The following is a 13,908-nucleotide window of genomic DNA, read 5'->3' as shown; positions in this document are numbered from 1 at the left end:
GTATGAAACGCAAAGTAGAAATCGCCGGGGGCGGCATCGCCGGCCTGAGCGCCGGCGCGCTGTTCGCGCGCCGCGGCTGGGAAGTCAACGTCCACGAGCAGGGATCCGAGATCCGCGAAGTGGGCGCGGGCATCTACATCAAGAACAACAGCCTGGAAGTGCTGGAGAAGCTGGGCGTGCTGGACCGCATCCGCGGCCAGGGCACGGTGCTCGAACGCGCCCAGATCCAGTTCGCCGACGGCACGGTCAAGCAGGAGCGGCCGCTGCGGGACAAGTCCCGCGTCCACACCTTCGCCCGGCAGGTGCTGATCGAGGGGCTGCGCGACGCGGCGCTGGAGGCCGGCGTGAACATCGTGACCGGCTCGCGCGTGACCGGCGCGCTGCCCGGCAAGGGCCTCCTGACCGCCGACGGCGGGCTGCATGAGGCCGATCTGGTCATCGCGGCCGACGGTGTGCATTCGGCGGTCCGCAATTCGCTGAAGATGGGGGGCGGTTTCACCGAGCTGCCAACCATCATCAACCGCTATCTGGTCGAAGGCCGCGCCTTCACGTCCCAGCCCAAGACGGTGGAGCACTGGTCCGGCAACCGGCGCATAGGCGTGACGCCCTCGGGGCCCGACCACACCTACGTCTACATGGTCGCCCCGGCCTGGGACGCCAAGGCGGCGCGCTTTCCCATCGACGCCGAGGACTGGAGCCGGCGCTTTCCCAAGATCGCGGACCTGATGGCGGTGCTGCATCGTGCGGAAGGCACGCAATACCACTACGGCCTGGTCAAGTGCCCGAAGTGGAGCGTCGGCAACATCGCCATCCTGGGCGATGCCGCCCATGGCCTGCCGCCGACCCTGGGGCAGGGCGCGGGCCTGACCCTGATGAACGCCTACGCGCTGGCGCACCTGGTGGCAGACGCCGACGATGTCGCCGCCGCGGTGGCGGCCTGGGAACAGCGCGTGCGCTTCATCAGCGACCGCACGCAGGCCTGGGCCGTGCGCTACGACTGGTTCACGCGCCAGTGGCCGACGTCGCTGGATTTCGCCCGGCCGCTGGTGGCCTGGAGCTTCGGCCAGTTCAAGTGCCTGAACGAGCGCATGCGCGTGGCCGACCGAGGCCTGGCGCAGGCGGGCATAGACATGATGGGAGAGGCACGGCCATGATCATAGACGGCACCAAGACGCTGGCGGCGCCGCGCGCCCGGGTCTGGGAGGCGCTGGACGACCTGGATTTCCTGCGCCGCACGATTCCCGATTGCCGTGCCATCAGCCGCACCGACGACGGCGGCTACCGGGCCACCATCTCGGCGGGCGTGGGGCCCATCCGCGCCAATTTCGACGTGGCCTTCGCCCGCGCGGTGCAGGCGCAGCAGGAGCGCTTCACGTTGACGGGCCAGGGCTCGGCCGGCGTGGCCGGCGCCGCCACTGGCAGCGTGGCGGTGACGCTGGAGGACATCGCCGGCGGCACCCTGCTGGGCTACCGCGCCGAGACGGAGGTGACCGGCAAGGTCGCCCAACTGGGGGCGCGGATGATAGACGGCGCGGCGCGCAAGTTCTCGGAACAGTTCTTCGCCAACGTGCAGCGCGAACTGTCGGGGGGCGGGGCGGTCGCCGCCGCGTCCGTATCCGGGCTCGCGGCCCAGGGCCAGGCCGTTTGCGCGCCGGCGACAGCGCCGTCCGGCGCCCAGGCGGCGGGCCGTTGGCAAGGCTGGTGGCTGCCCATAGCCTGCGGGGTGGGCTGCTTCGTGGGAACCTTCTGCGCCAACCTGCTGCGATGACCGGCATGTCCAGGCCCGTTCCTCGCGCGGCGGTGTTCGGCCGGCGCCGCGCCGTCGTCACCGGCCATCACCTGGCGAGCCAGAGCGCGCTGCACACCTTGCGGGCGGGCGGCTCGCTGGTCGATGCCATGATTTCGGCATCGGCCGTCCTGACCGTCGCGCTGCCGCATGCGACCTCGCTGGGCGGTTGCGGCATGATGCTGTACTACGATGCGGCCGCCGGCACGGTCCAGGCGTTGAACGGCACGGGCCGCGCCCCCGGGTTGGCCGGCCCCGGTGCCTTCGGCGACGGCGGCATCGGCCCGCGCGGACCGTCGACCTGGGTGGTGCCCGGACTCGTGCGCCTGTGGGAGCAGGCGCACCGGCGCCATGGGCGCCTGCCCTGGGCCTCGCTGCTGGAGGACGCCGTGCGCCACGCGGCGGACGGCCTGGCTTGTTCCAGCGAGATCCACCGGAACCTCAAGAGCGCCAAGCCGGCGGTGGTCCGCCAGCCCGGCTTCGACATCTTGTTCGCACCCGGGGGCCAGCCGTTGTCGGCGGGGGATCTCCTGCGCCAGCCTGCCCTGGCCGATACCCTGCGGCGCATCGCGCGCGACGGCGCCGATGCTTTCTACGTCGGCTCCATCGCCCGCAGCCTGGACGCCTTTTCGCGCACGCAGGGCGGCCTGCTGCGTCTGGATGACATGCTGGCCCAGCGCGCCGACTGGGCATCGCCTGTCAGTCTGTCCGTGCGCGACAGGCACATCCACGTCATGCCGCCGAACTCGCTGGGCGTGCTGATGCTGGCCCAGCTCGACGCGCTGGCGCCGTACCTGGACGGGGCCGCCGGCCAGCGCGCGATCGCGCAGATACAGATCGCCCGGCTATGCCTGGAAACCTTCCAGCGCAAGGTGGCCGATCCGGCCGCGCCGTGGCCCGCGACCCTGGAGCCGGAGCAGGTCGCGCGGCGCCTCGCCAGCGTGGCGAATCCCGCGCCCTCGGGCGCGCGGGATCCCGGCGACACCGCCGGCATCGTGCTGGCGGACGACCAGGGCAACGCGCTGGCCATGCTGCAAAGCGTGTTCCAGCCTTTCGGCAGCGGCTGCGTCGATCCGGAAACCGGCATCCTGATGAACAACCGCCTGATCGAGTTCGACCTCGATCCGGCCAGTCCCAACGTACTGGGCCCGGGCAAGCGGCCCGTCCATACCCTGAATCCCTATATCGTGATGGAAGGCGGCCGGCCGGTCATGCTGGGTGTGTCGCCGGGCGGCGTGAGCCAGACCACGACGGGGGTGCAGGTCATCACCCATGCCTGCTTCGAGGGCCTGCCGCTGGCCGAGGCCATCGATGCGTCGCGCTGGAGCATCACGCGCGGCGGTGACATCCTGCTCGAACCCGGTTTCGCGGCAGGGGTGGCGCGGCGGCTGCGCGAAGCCGGCGTGCCGGTGGAGGAAGATTCCCTGCACGAGTTCTACTTCGGCTCGGCCAAGGCCATCCGCATGCGTCCGGACGGCACGCTGGAAGCGGCGGCCGATCTGCGCCGACAGGCCTGCGCGCTGGCGGACTGATCCGCCCTAGATGTCCAGCGTCGCGACCACCGGCGCGTGGTCCGATGGCTGCTCGTTCTTGCGGATCTCGCGCTCGATCACGCACTCGCTGCACACGGCCTTCAGCGTGTCGGACAGCAGGATGTGGTCGATGCGCAGGCCGGCGTTGCGGCGGAACCCCAATTGCCGGTAGTCCCACCAGCTGAAGGACTTGGGCGGCTGCTCGAACAGCCGGAAGGCGTCGTGCAGGCCTACGTCCAGCAGCGAGCGGAACGCGGCCCGCTCGGGCTCGGACACCAGCACGTTGCCTTCCCACTTGGCCGGGTCGTGCACGTCGCGATCGTCGGGCGCGACGTTATAGTCGCCCAGCACCGCCAGGCGCGGATGGCGGTCCAGTTCCTCTTGCAGGTTGTCGCGGAAGGCGGCGAACCACTTCAGCTTGTAGTCGTACTTGTCGCTGTCCACCGATTGCCCGTTGGGGCAATAGGCGCTGATCACGCGCACGTCGCCCGCGGGCGTATCCAGCGTGGCCGCGATCACACGCTGCTGGGGGTCTTCGAAGCCGTCGATGTTCTTGGCCACGTCCCGGACCGGCCGGCGGGTCAGGATGGCCACGCCGTTATAGGTCTTCTGGCCGGTGAACGCCGCGTGATAGCCGATTTCCTCGAAGGCGCCGACGGGGAACTTGTCGTCGGTCAGCTTGAGTTCCTGCAGGCACAGCGCGTCGACCGGCGTGGACTGCAGGTAGGCGATGACCTGGGGCAGGCGCACGTTCAGGGAGTTGATGTTCCAGGTGGCGAATTTCATGGTACGGGGGAACTCTTTTTATCTGTTTCCAGTGAGTCAGGCAGGGTGAACGGCCTGGACGACAAGGCGCACGCCCAGTGCCTTGCACACTTTGGCTATGGTATCGAAACGCGGGCTGGCGTCAGCACGCAGGGCTTTGTAAAGGGATTCCCGGCCAATGCCGGCGGCCTCGGCGATTTGTGCCATGCCACGCGCGCGCGCCGCGACACCCAGCGCCTGTGCAAGTTCGCCGGCGTCGCCGTCCTCGATCACTTGCGTAAGATAGGCAGCGATGTCCTCGTCGTCGCGCAGGTAGCGAGCGGGGTCGAAGGTAGGCAGTTCGGAAACCTGAATCGTCTTCTTGCTCATGACTGGTTTTCCTCGTTGTTTCTTAGGGCGCGCGCCAACTCCTTGGCGCGTTTGATGTCGCGACTTTGCGTGGCCTTGGAGCCTCCGCCCAGCACGACGATCAGCACGTCGCCCTGCTCGATGTAGTACATGCGCCAGCCGGGGCCGAAGCACTCGCGCATTTCGTTCACCCCTTCGCCAACCGGCTCAACGTCGCCCAGCAGGCCCCGCGCAGCTTTCTCAAGCCTGCGGATGAGGCGGGAGCGAGTGGCTGGGTCCTTCAGGTTGTCGAACCAGGCGTCGAACTCCGGCAGGGGCTTAATCGTGTACATGGGGTATTGTATTCGATCGAATACTTCCCATCAAGAGCGAGGTTTCCGGTCCGTTGCTGACGGAGTTTCCGACTGCGCTTCGTGGCCTATTTCGTCACCGTCACCGTTCCCTTCATCAGCGCCGCATGCCCCGGGAACGAGCAGAAGAACGCGTAGTTTTCCCCCGCCTTGAGCTTGCCCGTGTCGAAGGTGACGGAGTCGGTTTCGCCGCCGCCTATCACCTTGGTGTGCGCGATCACGCGCGGATCGTCCGGCTTGAGGTAGTTCTTGTCCAGCCCCGCGGAAATGCCGTCGGCCGCGATGCCCTGCACGTCCGCGGCTTTGCTCAGCACCCAGTTGTGGCCCATGACGTTCTTGGCGAGCTTGCCGGGGTGCGTGAGCTTGACCATGAACTGCTTGCAGCTTTGCGGAACGTCGATGCTGGTCTTGTCGAATTTCATGGCATCGTTGCCCGCGATCTCCACGTTGCAGGTCGCGGCGAAGGCGGGGCTGGCCAGGGTGGCGGCCAGCAGCAGCGCCGGGGTGGTATGCAGGATCTTCATCAGGTTCTCCTTCAGGAATGTCGGTCGAAACGAGGACGGATCAGCAGCGGGAAGAAGCGCCACAGGTACAGCGCGAACCCCAGGGTCCAGGCCGCCGCCGATGCGTGCAGGGCGCCCATGGTCCAGGGCGTGGGCAGCAGCGCGGCCAGGCGCAGCGCCGCCGCCGCGATCACCAGCGCGTAGGCGGCCACGATGCTACGGTCGGTGCGCAGCGGCCGCCCTAGGTGGCCCAGCGCCGTGCGCGTCACCATGCCGATGATCAGCACGGCAAAGCCCGCCGCGCCAATGACGTGCGCCGGCCAGGCCTGGCGCGCGATCCAGCCCGCCGCGTGCGCCGCGGCTACCAGCAAGCCCGTGCCCAGCGCGGCGTAGCCCACGTACAGGATCCACAGCAGTGGCACGCGCCGGACCGCCCAGGGGCGCCACGTCAGCAGTTGCCAGCAGGTCAGCGCGCCCGTGGCGGCAAGCGCCAGGCCCGCCCACGGCATCCAGCCGGCCAGCAGGAACGCGATCGCCAGCACGCCGGCGCCGAGTTGCCACTGGCCGCTGCGGGTGTGCATGGGGATGTCCAGGCCGGGCACGGCGCGCATCGCGAAGAAGGGGATCACGCGCCGCGCCACCAGCAGCGCGATCACCGCCATGCACAGCAGTCCGAGATTGAAGCGCGCCAGCAGCAGGGCGTAGTCGCCTTGCAGGACCGTATGGAGATAAAGGACGTTCGCGATGCCCAGGCCGAGGACGAGTACCGGCACTCCGTAGTTGCGCCGGCTGCGCGCCGGGTAGATGGACCGTCCCAGGGCCACGGCGGCACCGGCGAAGAACAGCGTCTCGCTGCACGTGGCCAGCCAGAATCCGGTGCGGTCCGGCACCAGATAGCCGGCCCGTGCCAGCAGCCAGAGCATCGTCATCGCGCCCAGGGCCTTGCCCTGCAGCGGATTGATGCCGGTCCAGTTGGCGCCGGCGGTGAATAGAAAGCCCACCGCGATGGTGGCGATGAAGCCCCATAGCATTTCATGGGCATGCCAGGCGACGCCGCCGAGCGGTCCGGTCAGCGCCTGCGGCGCATACACCCAGAGCAGGACGGAGACAGCGGCCCACAGGCAGCCCGCCAGGTACAGGGGCCGGAAACCCAGTTCCAGGAACGCGTGCCATTGTGGCGGCGGTGGGGCGGCGGGCACGGGTTCTTCGACTTTCAGCAGCATGGGCATGGGCCGGCTCCGTGAGGACGTGCATGTCTGGCTTGAAGGTATATATTAAATGAATCTTTATGGGGGAATTCCAATACCGCTGACGGCGCCGGGGATTTTCAACGGCGATCTGGTGAGCGAAGGCGGGCCGAGGAAGCGGGAACGGGGCTGGTCCACGTCCGGTGGTGCCATTCGGAGGGCAGCAGGCCGAAGCGCAGCCGGAACAACTTGCTGAAGGCCGATTGGTCCGCGAAGCCGCAGCGCCACGACAGCGAGCCGACGTGCAGCCTGGGGCTGCGCTCGATCAAGGCCTTGGCGCGTTGCAGGCGGATTTCGCGCAGCATGCCCATCACGGTTTCCCCCCGGGATGCGAAAGCCGCGTAAAGACGGGTGCGCGAGCAGCCGGCGCCGCGGGCGATCGCCGCGGCGTCCAGGTCGTGGCGGTGGGCTTCGCGCTCCATGAAGCGCAGCGCCGCGGCATGGCGGCCCGCGTTCAGGTCGTCTTCCAGATCGGACAGGCCCGCGCGCGATCCCTGGCGTCCGTAGTTGCGCAGCATCAGCAGCGCGAGCGAGCGCGTTCCTTCCAGGAGGCTGGCGTATTCCACGTCGTCCAGTTTCTGGGGTTGGCGTGCCAGCAGGGCCAGATGGTTCAACTGGCTGGCCAGGGCGGGGGCCAGCGTGCAGTGTTCCAGCGGAATGGGCGCGTTGCCCGGTTCGCGCCCCAGCGCCGCGCGGACCTCGCCGCGCGGCAGGGCCAGGAAGACCTCGCGCGATCCCTGGCTCCAGCGGTAGTTCCCGATGCGCCACGGATCGTACAGGCCCATGGTGCCCGGGCCGACGCGCTGGAGTTCGCCCGGGGCGGCGTCGCGCACCAGCTCGCCCGACTGGATCAGCGTGACCACCACCATGTCGGGCGCGTGGGCCAGGCGGCGGGAGGCGGCGCGCATTTCATAGGCCGACGAGCGCATGGTGCCGAAGATGCAGGCACTGTTGCGCAGCGTGAGCAGTTCCGCATCCAGTTCGACCCCGGGCGGCGGGGGCAGCATTTCCACCCACTGGTGCGCGCGCTCGCGCCAGGCATCGAAACGCAGCGCCGGTTCCACATCGTGGGAAGACAGATGCTCCGCTACGCAAGGGGGTGGGGAGGTCGGCATGACACAAAATGATACACCCGTCGCGCGTTTTGCCACACCCGGGACGAATTCCCGGTATTCGGGACGCTTGACCCAAACATGCCTTACCCGCAAGAGAGGCCTTTCTCTAACATTTGTTCATCCTTTCCATGCGATTAACGCGGTGCCGTGAATATCCGGACGCCGGGTCGTCCGCGAGACATGGCCGATTTCTCAGGAGCGGCAGTATGAAAACGAAAACAAGACGATTTCTCATGTCGGCGCTGGCATTGGCCTCGGGTGCGATGCTGGTCGGCTGCGGGGGGGACGGCGCCAAGAGCGAAGCCGGCTCCGGCGGCGCCTACTCGTCCCGCATCTATATGCTGGTGGCCGGGTCGGGGCAACTGTCGGCCGGCGCGGGTGGGGCGGTCCGGACCCTGGCCTTGAAGAACGTCGAGCCCGACGTGCTGTGGTATGCCAGTGGCCAGAGCGTGGAGGTGGGAAAGTCCGCGGCCAAGGAGTACGCGGGCAACATCTGGCGGGACGCCTATGACGGTATCGATCCCAACGCGACGGTCCAGTTCCAGTTGTCGGGGGGAGGTGGGCTGGAAGGCGTGTATGTGGTGCTTTCCAGACCTGCCTACGATGAAAAGACCCGGACCATGACTTTCCAGGCGCAGTTGCAGAATGACACCCTGGACCAGGATGTCGATGCCGCCCTGGATTTCGACAATGTCACCGTCAGGGTGCTCAACAACCTGGTGGATGACAAAGAGGTGGCGGAATACACGCAATACGCCTCGAAGGCGGCCTTGCAGCCCACGGCCACGGCCGGCCAGTACAAGGTGGTGCTGAGCCAGGCGGGCGAGGACATGTTCCTGGTGGACAATGCGCCGGGCACGTATTCCGAGGCCCGGCCGGTTTCCTATTTCCTGCCGCAGTGGTCCTACGCCTACGGCGAGACGGCGCCGGCAGCCACCTTGTTCGGCACCACGGCCAAGGGGGATCCCAAGCTGTACGCCATGACGCTGTCCAATCCCGCCTATGACGCCGATACCGACGAGATCAGCTATACGGCGACGCTGCGGGGCGCGAACGCGGGCGCGCCGGAAGCCCTGGGCGATGCCGTGCTGAGCGTCGCCGCGGGCCGCTTCACGCGCTTTCCCATCCCCGGCAAGGGCACCGCCTACCAGGCCTTCGGGCAAGGCTACAACCCGTCCACGGCGAACACCAGCTACATCTATTTCGGCAGCGACATCGCCCGCAAGCAGGCCGGATCGTTGTGGGGCAAGCAGTCCTATCTGTCGCAAGGCTGCGGAACCGACTGCCGCAACGACCTGAAGACGATCAAGGACATGGGCATCAACCTGATCCGGCTGTACGACTGGGATACCCGCAACGACCACAGCCAGTTCCTGGACTATGCGAACAGCCTGAACATCAAGGTCGTCGTGCCGCTCAGCAACTGGATCTCGACGCAGGGCGATCCGCTCTGGAACACGGCGCTGGCCGCGTATTTCTCGAACCGGAACTTCGGCAACAAGGCCGGGACCGACTGGCATCCCGCGATCGCCGGGGTGATCATTTCCAACGAGCTGGATGCCGAAGGCTATCCCGGCAACTACAACACGGCCATCGGCCTGGTCGCGCGCTTCATCGAAGAGGCCGACAAGCGCAAGTTCAGCAAGAGTGTGCCGGTGGGCATGCCGATCACCTTCGTGCCGCGCGGCGAGCCCTATCTGTCCGGCAAGAACATGCCGGGCTGGAACCAGTTCAACCGCCTGCTGACCGACTCGCGGACCGCGAAATACAAGGACCGCCTCATGCTGGCCCCGCAGACCTACAACGACGAGACCTATCTGCTCAAGAACGCGGAAAGCACGGGCCAGGGCTGGATTCCCGCCACCTACAAGCAGTTCGGCGTTCCCATCCTGTTCACGGAAATCGGCTATAGCCGGGCGAAACCCGACTACACCCCGAACTACGTCAACCGGCAGTTGAAAGGTGTGCTGGACTACCAGAAGAGCAATCCGGGCCAGATACTCGGCATCGCCCACTTCCAGTTCGACGACAAGGTCTGGAAGCAGACCGAGCACGATACCGACACCGAAGGGGCGTTCGGGGCGTTCCACCACGGCGACATCGTCAAGCAGATCCAGACCGTGAAGGCCGACTACGACTTCTACGATGACCAGGCCAAGACCAACTATGGCGTGCTGACCATCGATCAACTGGTCAAGACCAGCTTGCATGACGCGGTGGTCGACGCCTACAAGTAGGATCGGGCGCAGGGCCGGCCGGCGGCGCCGCATCATGCGGTCGCCGCCGGACTGGCGTATAAAGACAGGTGCGAAGCAAGGCAACGCGCTCGGCCTGGAAACTGGAGCGCCCACAGGTTCAGTCGGTGCGATCATGGCCCTCAGACACGCAAGTCCCCTGGAAGCGATCGACCTGCATGCCAGCGACGAACAGCGGGGAACCCATGCCAGCAGCAGCCTGCTCCGCACGGACGGCCTGCAGCTCATGCAACTGGTGCTTCCCGCCGGGCACGAACTGCCGCAGCACCATGTGCCCGGCGAATTGACCATCCAGTGCCTGGCCGGCGAAGCCGTCGTCACCACGCCGCATGGCACCTGCGGACTGCGTTCCGGCCAACTGGTCGCGCTGCTCGGCCAGGAGCCGCACGCGGTGCGGGCGCTGGCCGACACGACGCTGCTGGTCACGCTGGTTCGCAAACCGGGCGATGCCGGCCCCGGCGCTGCCTGACCCGTCATCCTGGAGAAATCATGCAGCCCGAATCCGATCGCGCATCGCCGGTGTGCTATGCCGAGCAGGCCGATGCCGCCTACATGGGCCAGCTTCCGCGCGGGGAACTGCTGGCGGCGCTGGACGAACTGCTGGAGGCCGAGCGGGCGGGGGCCCGCGTGGCCGAGGAAACCGTGGCGCAATTGCAGGACCCCGCCGAGCGCGCGCTGATGGAGGCCATCCGGCAGGACGAAGTGAAATGGTGCGGCGTGCTGATCGCCGCCATCAAGTCGCTGGACGCCAAGCCCGGTTCGCGCACGGGCGCCTTCCACGGCAAGGCCATGGCCATCGCCGACCTGCCCGCGCGGATGGCTTTCCTGAATCGCGGACAGGCCTGGGTGGTCAGGAAACTCGAAGTCCTGGTGCCCAAGGTCAAGGAGGCTGGCATCCAGGACGATCTGCTGGCGATGCTGGTCGCGCATCGCGAGAACATCGATCGTGTCGAGATCCAACTGGCGGCGGGCAAGCCCTGAAAATCGCCGTCTACGCCATCTGCCGCGACGAAGCCGGGTTCGCCGGACGCTTCATGGCGTCCTGCGCGGGCGCCGACGTGGTGGTGGTCGCGGACACCGGGTCGGCCGACGGCAGCATCGGACATCTGCAAGCGCTGGGGGCGGCCGTGCATCGCGTGTCCATCGAGCCCTGGCGCTTCGACGATGCCCGCAACGCCGCGCTGGCGCTGGTGCCTGGGGAGGTGGACGTGTGTGTGTCGCTGGACCTGGACGAGATCCTTTGCCCGGGGTGGCGGCCGGCCCTGGAAGCTGCCTGGGTGCCCGGCACCACGCGGGCGCACTACGACTTCGTGTCCGCTTTCCATGAGGATGGCAGGCCGGCGATACGTTTCCTGAACAACCGCATCCATGCCCGCCATGGCTACCGGTGGCGCCACGCCTGCCATGAAGGCATCTATCCCGATCGCATCGCCGAACAGGGCGTGCTCGCGCCCGGCGTGCGCGTGGAGCACCATCCCGACCGCGCCAGGCCGCGCGCCGCCTACCTGCCGCTGCTGGCCGCGGCGGCGGCCGAGGAACCCCACGATCCGCGCATGGCGCACTACCATGCGCGCGAATTGTTCCATGCCGGACGCTACGATGATGCCGCGCGCGAGTTCGAACGCTACCTGGCCCTGCCGGGCAACGCCTTCCGGCCCGAGCGGTCGGCCGGCATGCTGTACCTGGCCAAGTGCGAGATGGCGCGGGGGCGCGACGGCCTGGACTGGGCGCTGCGCGCCGCGGCCGAGTGTCCGGAGCGGCGCGAACCCTGGGTCACGCTGGCCGATATCCGGTACCGGCGCGGGGAGTGGGCCGAGTGCCGCGCGGCGGCGATCAGGGGGGTGTCGCTGTCCGGCGAACCCGACGGCTACATGAGCGACCCGGTGTGCCATGGTGCGCTGCCGCACGATCTCGCCGCTATCGCCAACTGGCAACTGGGGCGCGGCGGCGAGGCGCTGGCCCATGCCGAAGAGGCCTTGCGGATGGCCCCCGGCGACGAGCGGCTGCGCGACAACGTGGCCTGGATCCGCCAGGCCCTGCGGGCGAAGCGCGTCAGCGCCAGTACAGCCGGTCGGGATTGTCCGCCAGGACCGCCTGCCGCAACCCGGGAGTCGGCAGCCATTGCGCCAGATCGTCCAGCAACTGGCGCGCGCCGATCTGACGATAGGGACTGACCTCGTGCGCCGCCTTGCCGGCCGCGCGGGCGGTGTGCGGCCAGTCGCTGCCCCATAGCAGCGCGGACGGGACCTCCTGGCACAGCGCCTGGGCCCACCGGGCGGCATCCTGCCGGTCCGCCAGCCGATAGGGCGCCGACAGTTTCAGATGGACGCATCCCGAGCGCAGCAGGCCGGTGATGGCCGCGGCGGCCTCGGGCGACCAGGGAGCCATGGCGAAGTGGTCCAGGACCACGGGGCAGGGTAGCGCGGCCAGCAGTGGCGCCAGCGCCGCGATCACCCCATGGGCGGCATAGAGCTGCACATGCCAGCCCAGGCCGGCCACCTGTGCGCCGACGGCGGCGAGCGCCTGTTCCGCTGCGCCGATGTCCTGCAGGCCGGCGCTTTCCAGATTGACGCGCACGCCGCGCACGCCGCCGTCGTGCAGCATCTGCAACTGCCGGGGCGTGAAACCCGCATCGATCACCGCGATGCCTCGCGCCCGCCCGCCCATCTCCGCCAGCGCGTCGAGCAGGCAGCGGTTGTCGGTGCCGTAGACGCTGGGCTGCACGATGACCACGCGCGTCATGCCGGCCTGTTCGAGGTGGCGGCGCAACTGGGCGGCCGAGGCCGGACCCGGTGTGTAGTGGCGCTCCGCCACCATGGGATAGGCCGAGGCGTCGCCGATCACATGGGTATGGCAATCGCACGCCAGGGCCGGCAGGTCGGCCTGGATGTCGGCTGCGGCCCGGGACATGCCTAGGCCTCCAGCAGCCGTTGGGCGAAGGCGCGCCCGGTCGCGGCGGTGCCGAGGTTGCCGCCCACGTCGCGCGTGGATTCCCCTGCCTCGACCACGATGGCGGCGGTGCGCGCGATGGCATCGGCCGCGGCGACATAGGCGGGCTGGTTCGTGCGCCGGCCGTGCCAGTCCAGCAACTGGCCGGCGGACAGGATCAGCGAGAACGGATTGGCGATGTCCTGGCCGGCGATATCCGGCGCCGAGCCGTGCGCGGCCTGGCCCATCGCGTAGCGCGCGCCCATGTTGAGCGAGCCGCCCAGCCCCAGGCTGCCGGACAGTTCGGCGGTCAGGTCGGACAGGATGTCGCCGAACATGTTGGTCGTGACGATGACGTCGAAACGCTGCGGGGCACGGACCACGTGCGCCATCATCGCGTCGACGATGAAGTCGTCGACGGTCACGTCGGGGAAGTCCCGCGCGACCTTGTGGCATTCGTCGATGAACATGCCGTCGCCGATCTTGAGCACGTTGGCCTTGTGGACGATGCTGACATGCTTGCGCCGGGCGCTCGCCAGCTCGAAGGCGGCGCGGGCGATGCGCGCGCAGCACAGGCGGGTGATGCGGCGCAGGGACACCACCACGTCCTCGGTGATCAGCATCTCGCTGCCGCCCGAGGCGATGTTGCGGTCGGCGTAGAACCCCTCGGTGTTCTCGCGCACGACCACGAGGTCGAAGGCGTCGACCTTGTGCGGCACGCCCTGCCAGGTCCGCGACGGGCGGATGTTGGCGTACAGGTCGAGCTCCTTGCGGAAGAACATGGAGGGGTTGATCTCGCCTTTGCTTTCGTCCTTGAAATCGAAGGTCGCCATCGGGCCGAGCATCAGGCCATCGGCGGCGCGGACCTTGTCCAGCAGCGCCGGGGTGACCGTGGCGCCGTGGCGCCGCAGGCTGTCGTGGCCCGCGATGTCGTGTTCCAGGGCAAGCTCGAAACCGAAGCGCTGCGACGCCGCGCGCAGCACTTCGACCGTGGCGGCCATGGTCTCGGGGCCGATGCCGTCGCCGGGAAGTACGATGATTTTCATGATGTTCCAGCCAGAAGGTAAGGGGGTACAGGC

The 13,908-nt window shown here is 68.1% G+C and carries 14 protein-coding genes; 6 read left to right on the top strand and 8 right to left on the bottom strand.

The window, feature by feature from the left end:
- Window positions 1-2 precede the first annotated feature (2 nt).
- From AC1Q6E_RS19855 to AC1Q6E_RS19845, 3 genes are read left to right on the top strand one after another with little or no spacing between them, the layout of a single operon-like run.
- Window positions 3-1,154 carry an FAD-dependent oxidoreductase gene (locus AC1Q6E_RS19855; protein ID WP_152797203.1) on the top strand — a complete coding sequence of 384 codons (1,152 nt, stop codon included), beginning with the start codon at window positions 3-5 and terminating at the stop codon, window positions 1,152-1,154.
- Entirely contained in the window at window positions 1,151-1,768 is a 618-nt protein-coding gene (locus AC1Q6E_RS19850) for an SRPBCC family protein (protein WP_152797201.1), read from the top strand. Before AC1Q6E_RS19855 ends, AC1Q6E_RS19850 begins: the two co-directional genes overlap by 4 nt.
- A gap of 5 nt (window positions 1,769-1,773) precedes the next feature.
- Window positions 1,774-3,318, top strand: coding sequence for a gamma-glutamyltransferase family protein (locus AC1Q6E_RS19845; protein ID WP_492573381.1), 1,545 nt, complete (start codon window positions 1,774-1,776; stop codon window positions 3,316-3,318).
- A 6-nt stretch (window positions 3,319-3,324) separates the two neighbouring features.
- Here AC1Q6E_RS19845 and xth read toward each other — a convergent pair whose 3' ends face one another.
- The 6 genes from xth to AC1Q6E_RS19815 form a co-directional block, all read right to left on the bottom strand.
- On the bottom strand, window positions 3,325-4,104 hold the full coding sequence (gene xth, locus AC1Q6E_RS19840; protein ID WP_296556102.1) for an exodeoxyribonuclease III: 780 nt from the start codon (window positions 4,102-4,104) through the stop codon (window positions 3,325-3,327).
- A 36-nt stretch (window positions 4,105-4,140) separates the two neighbouring features.
- On the bottom strand, window positions 4,141-4,452 hold the full coding sequence (locus tag AC1Q6E_RS19835; protein ID WP_152797194.1) for an addiction module antidote protein: 312 nt from the start codon (window positions 4,450-4,452) through the stop codon (window positions 4,141-4,143).
- The gene (locus AC1Q6E_RS19830; protein WP_296556104.1) at window positions 4,449-4,763 is read right to left on the bottom strand and encodes a type II toxin-antitoxin system RelE/ParE family toxin; all 315 of its coding nucleotides are present in this window, start codon (window positions 4,761-4,763) and stop codon (window positions 4,449-4,451) included. Before AC1Q6E_RS19830 ends, AC1Q6E_RS19835 begins: the two co-directional genes overlap by 4 nt.
- Window positions 4,764-4,849: 86 nt before the next feature.
- Window positions 4,850-5,305, bottom strand: a complete 456-nt coding sequence (azu, locus tag AC1Q6E_RS19825) for an azurin (RefSeq protein ID WP_492573380.1) — start codon at window positions 5,303-5,305, stop codon at window positions 4,850-4,852.
- A gap of 11 nt (window positions 5,306-5,316) precedes the next feature.
- Window positions 5,317-6,513: an NnrS family protein gene (locus tag AC1Q6E_RS19820; protein ID WP_492573379.1), complete on the bottom strand. Its 1,197-nt coding sequence runs from the start codon at window positions 6,511-6,513 to the stop codon at window positions 5,317-5,319.
- A gap of 98 nt (window positions 6,514-6,611) precedes the next feature.
- Window positions 6,612-7,646, bottom strand: a complete 1,035-nt coding sequence (locus AC1Q6E_RS19815; protein WP_296556106.1) for a helix-turn-helix transcriptional regulator — start codon at window positions 7,644-7,646, stop codon at window positions 6,612-6,614.
- 206 nt (window positions 7,647-7,852) lie between these two features.
- Between AC1Q6E_RS19815 and AC1Q6E_RS19810 the strand changes: the two genes are divergently transcribed.
- The 3 genes from AC1Q6E_RS19810 (at window position 7,853) to AC1Q6E_RS19800 (ending at window position 10,882) form a co-directional block, all read left to right on the top strand.
- Window positions 7,853-9,883: a glycoside hydrolase 5 family protein gene (locus tag AC1Q6E_RS19810; protein ID WP_492573378.1), complete on the top strand. Its 2,031-nt coding sequence runs from the start codon at window positions 7,853-7,855 to the stop codon at window positions 9,881-9,883.
- Between the two features lie 133 nt (window positions 9,884-10,016).
- The gene (locus tag AC1Q6E_RS19805; protein WP_152797180.1) at window positions 10,017-10,370 is read left to right on the top strand and encodes a cupin domain-containing protein; all 354 of its coding nucleotides are present in this window, start codon (window positions 10,017-10,019) and stop codon (window positions 10,368-10,370) included.
- A 20-nt stretch (window positions 10,371-10,390) separates the two neighbouring features.
- Window positions 10,391-10,882 carry a DUF6306 domain-containing protein gene (locus tag AC1Q6E_RS19800; RefSeq protein ID WP_152797178.1) on the top strand — a complete coding sequence of 164 codons (492 nt, stop codon included), beginning with the start codon at window positions 10,391-10,393 and terminating at the stop codon, window positions 10,880-10,882.
- Between the two features lie 1,071 nt (window positions 10,883-11,953).
- On the opposite strand, the gene AC1Q6E_RS19795 is transcribed toward AC1Q6E_RS19800, so the two are convergent.
- Both AC1Q6E_RS19795 and AC1Q6E_RS19790 read right to left on the bottom strand, forming a co-directional pair.
- Window positions 11,954-12,811 (bottom strand): amidohydrolase family protein, encoded by an 858-nt coding sequence (locus AC1Q6E_RS19795; protein WP_492573377.1) that lies wholly within the window; start codon window positions 12,809-12,811, stop codon window positions 11,954-11,956.
- A 2-nt stretch (window positions 12,812-12,813) separates the two neighbouring features.
- Window positions 12,814-13,875 carry an isocitrate/isopropylmalate dehydrogenase family protein gene (locus AC1Q6E_RS19790; RefSeq protein ID WP_152797176.1) on the bottom strand — a complete coding sequence of 354 codons (1,062 nt, stop codon included), beginning with the start codon at window positions 13,873-13,875 and terminating at the stop codon, window positions 12,814-12,816.
- Window positions 13,876-13,908: the final 33 nt, after the last annotated feature.

Source organism: Pigmentiphaga sp. MLSB6-MA01 (assembly GCF_058793475.1).
This window is presented reverse-complemented; position numbering and strand designations above follow the sequence as displayed.

Bases quoted from the DNA above. Each gene is read 5' to 3' on its own strand.
- AC1Q6E_RS19855 (WP_152797203.1), top strand. From the start codon at position 3: ATGAAACGCAAAGTAGAAATCGCCGGGGGCGGCATCGCCGGCCTGAGC.
- AC1Q6E_RS19850 (WP_152797201.1), top strand. From the start codon at position 1,151: ATGATCATAGACGGCACCAAGACGCTGGCGGCGCCGCGCGCCCGGGTC.
- AC1Q6E_RS19845 (WP_492573381.1), top strand. From the start codon at position 1,774: ATGTCCAGGCCCGTTCCTCGCGCGGCGGTGTTCGGCCGGCGCCGCGCC.
- xth (WP_296556102.1), bottom strand. From the start codon at position 4,104: ATGAAATTCGCCACCTGGAACATCAACTCCCTGAACGTGCGCCTGCCC.
- AC1Q6E_RS19835 (WP_152797194.1), bottom strand. From the start codon at position 4,452: ATGAGCAAGAAGACGATTCAGGTTTCCGAACTGCCTACCTTCGACCCC.
- AC1Q6E_RS19830 (WP_296556104.1), bottom strand. From the start codon at position 4,763: ATGTACACGATTAAGCCCCTGCCGGAGTTCGACGCCTGGTTCGACAAC.
- azu (WP_492573380.1), bottom strand. From the start codon at position 5,305: ATGAAGATCCTGCATACCACCCCGGCGCTGCTGCTGGCCGCCACCCTG.
- AC1Q6E_RS19820 (WP_492573379.1), bottom strand. From the start codon at position 6,513: ATGCCCATGCTGCTGAAAGTCGAAGAACCCGTGCCCGCCGCCCCACCG.
- AC1Q6E_RS19815 (WP_296556106.1), bottom strand. From the start codon at position 7,646: ATGCCGACCTCCCCACCCCCTTGCGTAGCGGAGCATCTGTCTTCCCAC.
- AC1Q6E_RS19810 (WP_492573378.1), top strand. From the start codon at position 7,853: ATGAAAACGAAAACAAGACGATTTCTCATGTCGGCGCTGGCATTGGCC.
- AC1Q6E_RS19805 (WP_152797180.1), top strand. From the start codon at position 10,017: ATGGCCCTCAGACACGCAAGTCCCCTGGAAGCGATCGACCTGCATGCC.
- AC1Q6E_RS19800 (WP_152797178.1), top strand. From the start codon at position 10,391: ATGCAGCCCGAATCCGATCGCGCATCGCCGGTGTGCTATGCCGAGCAG.
- AC1Q6E_RS19795 (WP_492573377.1), bottom strand. From the start codon at position 12,811: ATGTCCCGGGCCGCAGCCGACATCCAGGCCGACCTGCCGGCCCTGGCG.
- AC1Q6E_RS19790 (WP_152797176.1), bottom strand. From the start codon at position 13,875: ATGAAAATCATCGTACTTCCCGGCGACGGCATCGGCCCCGAGACCATG.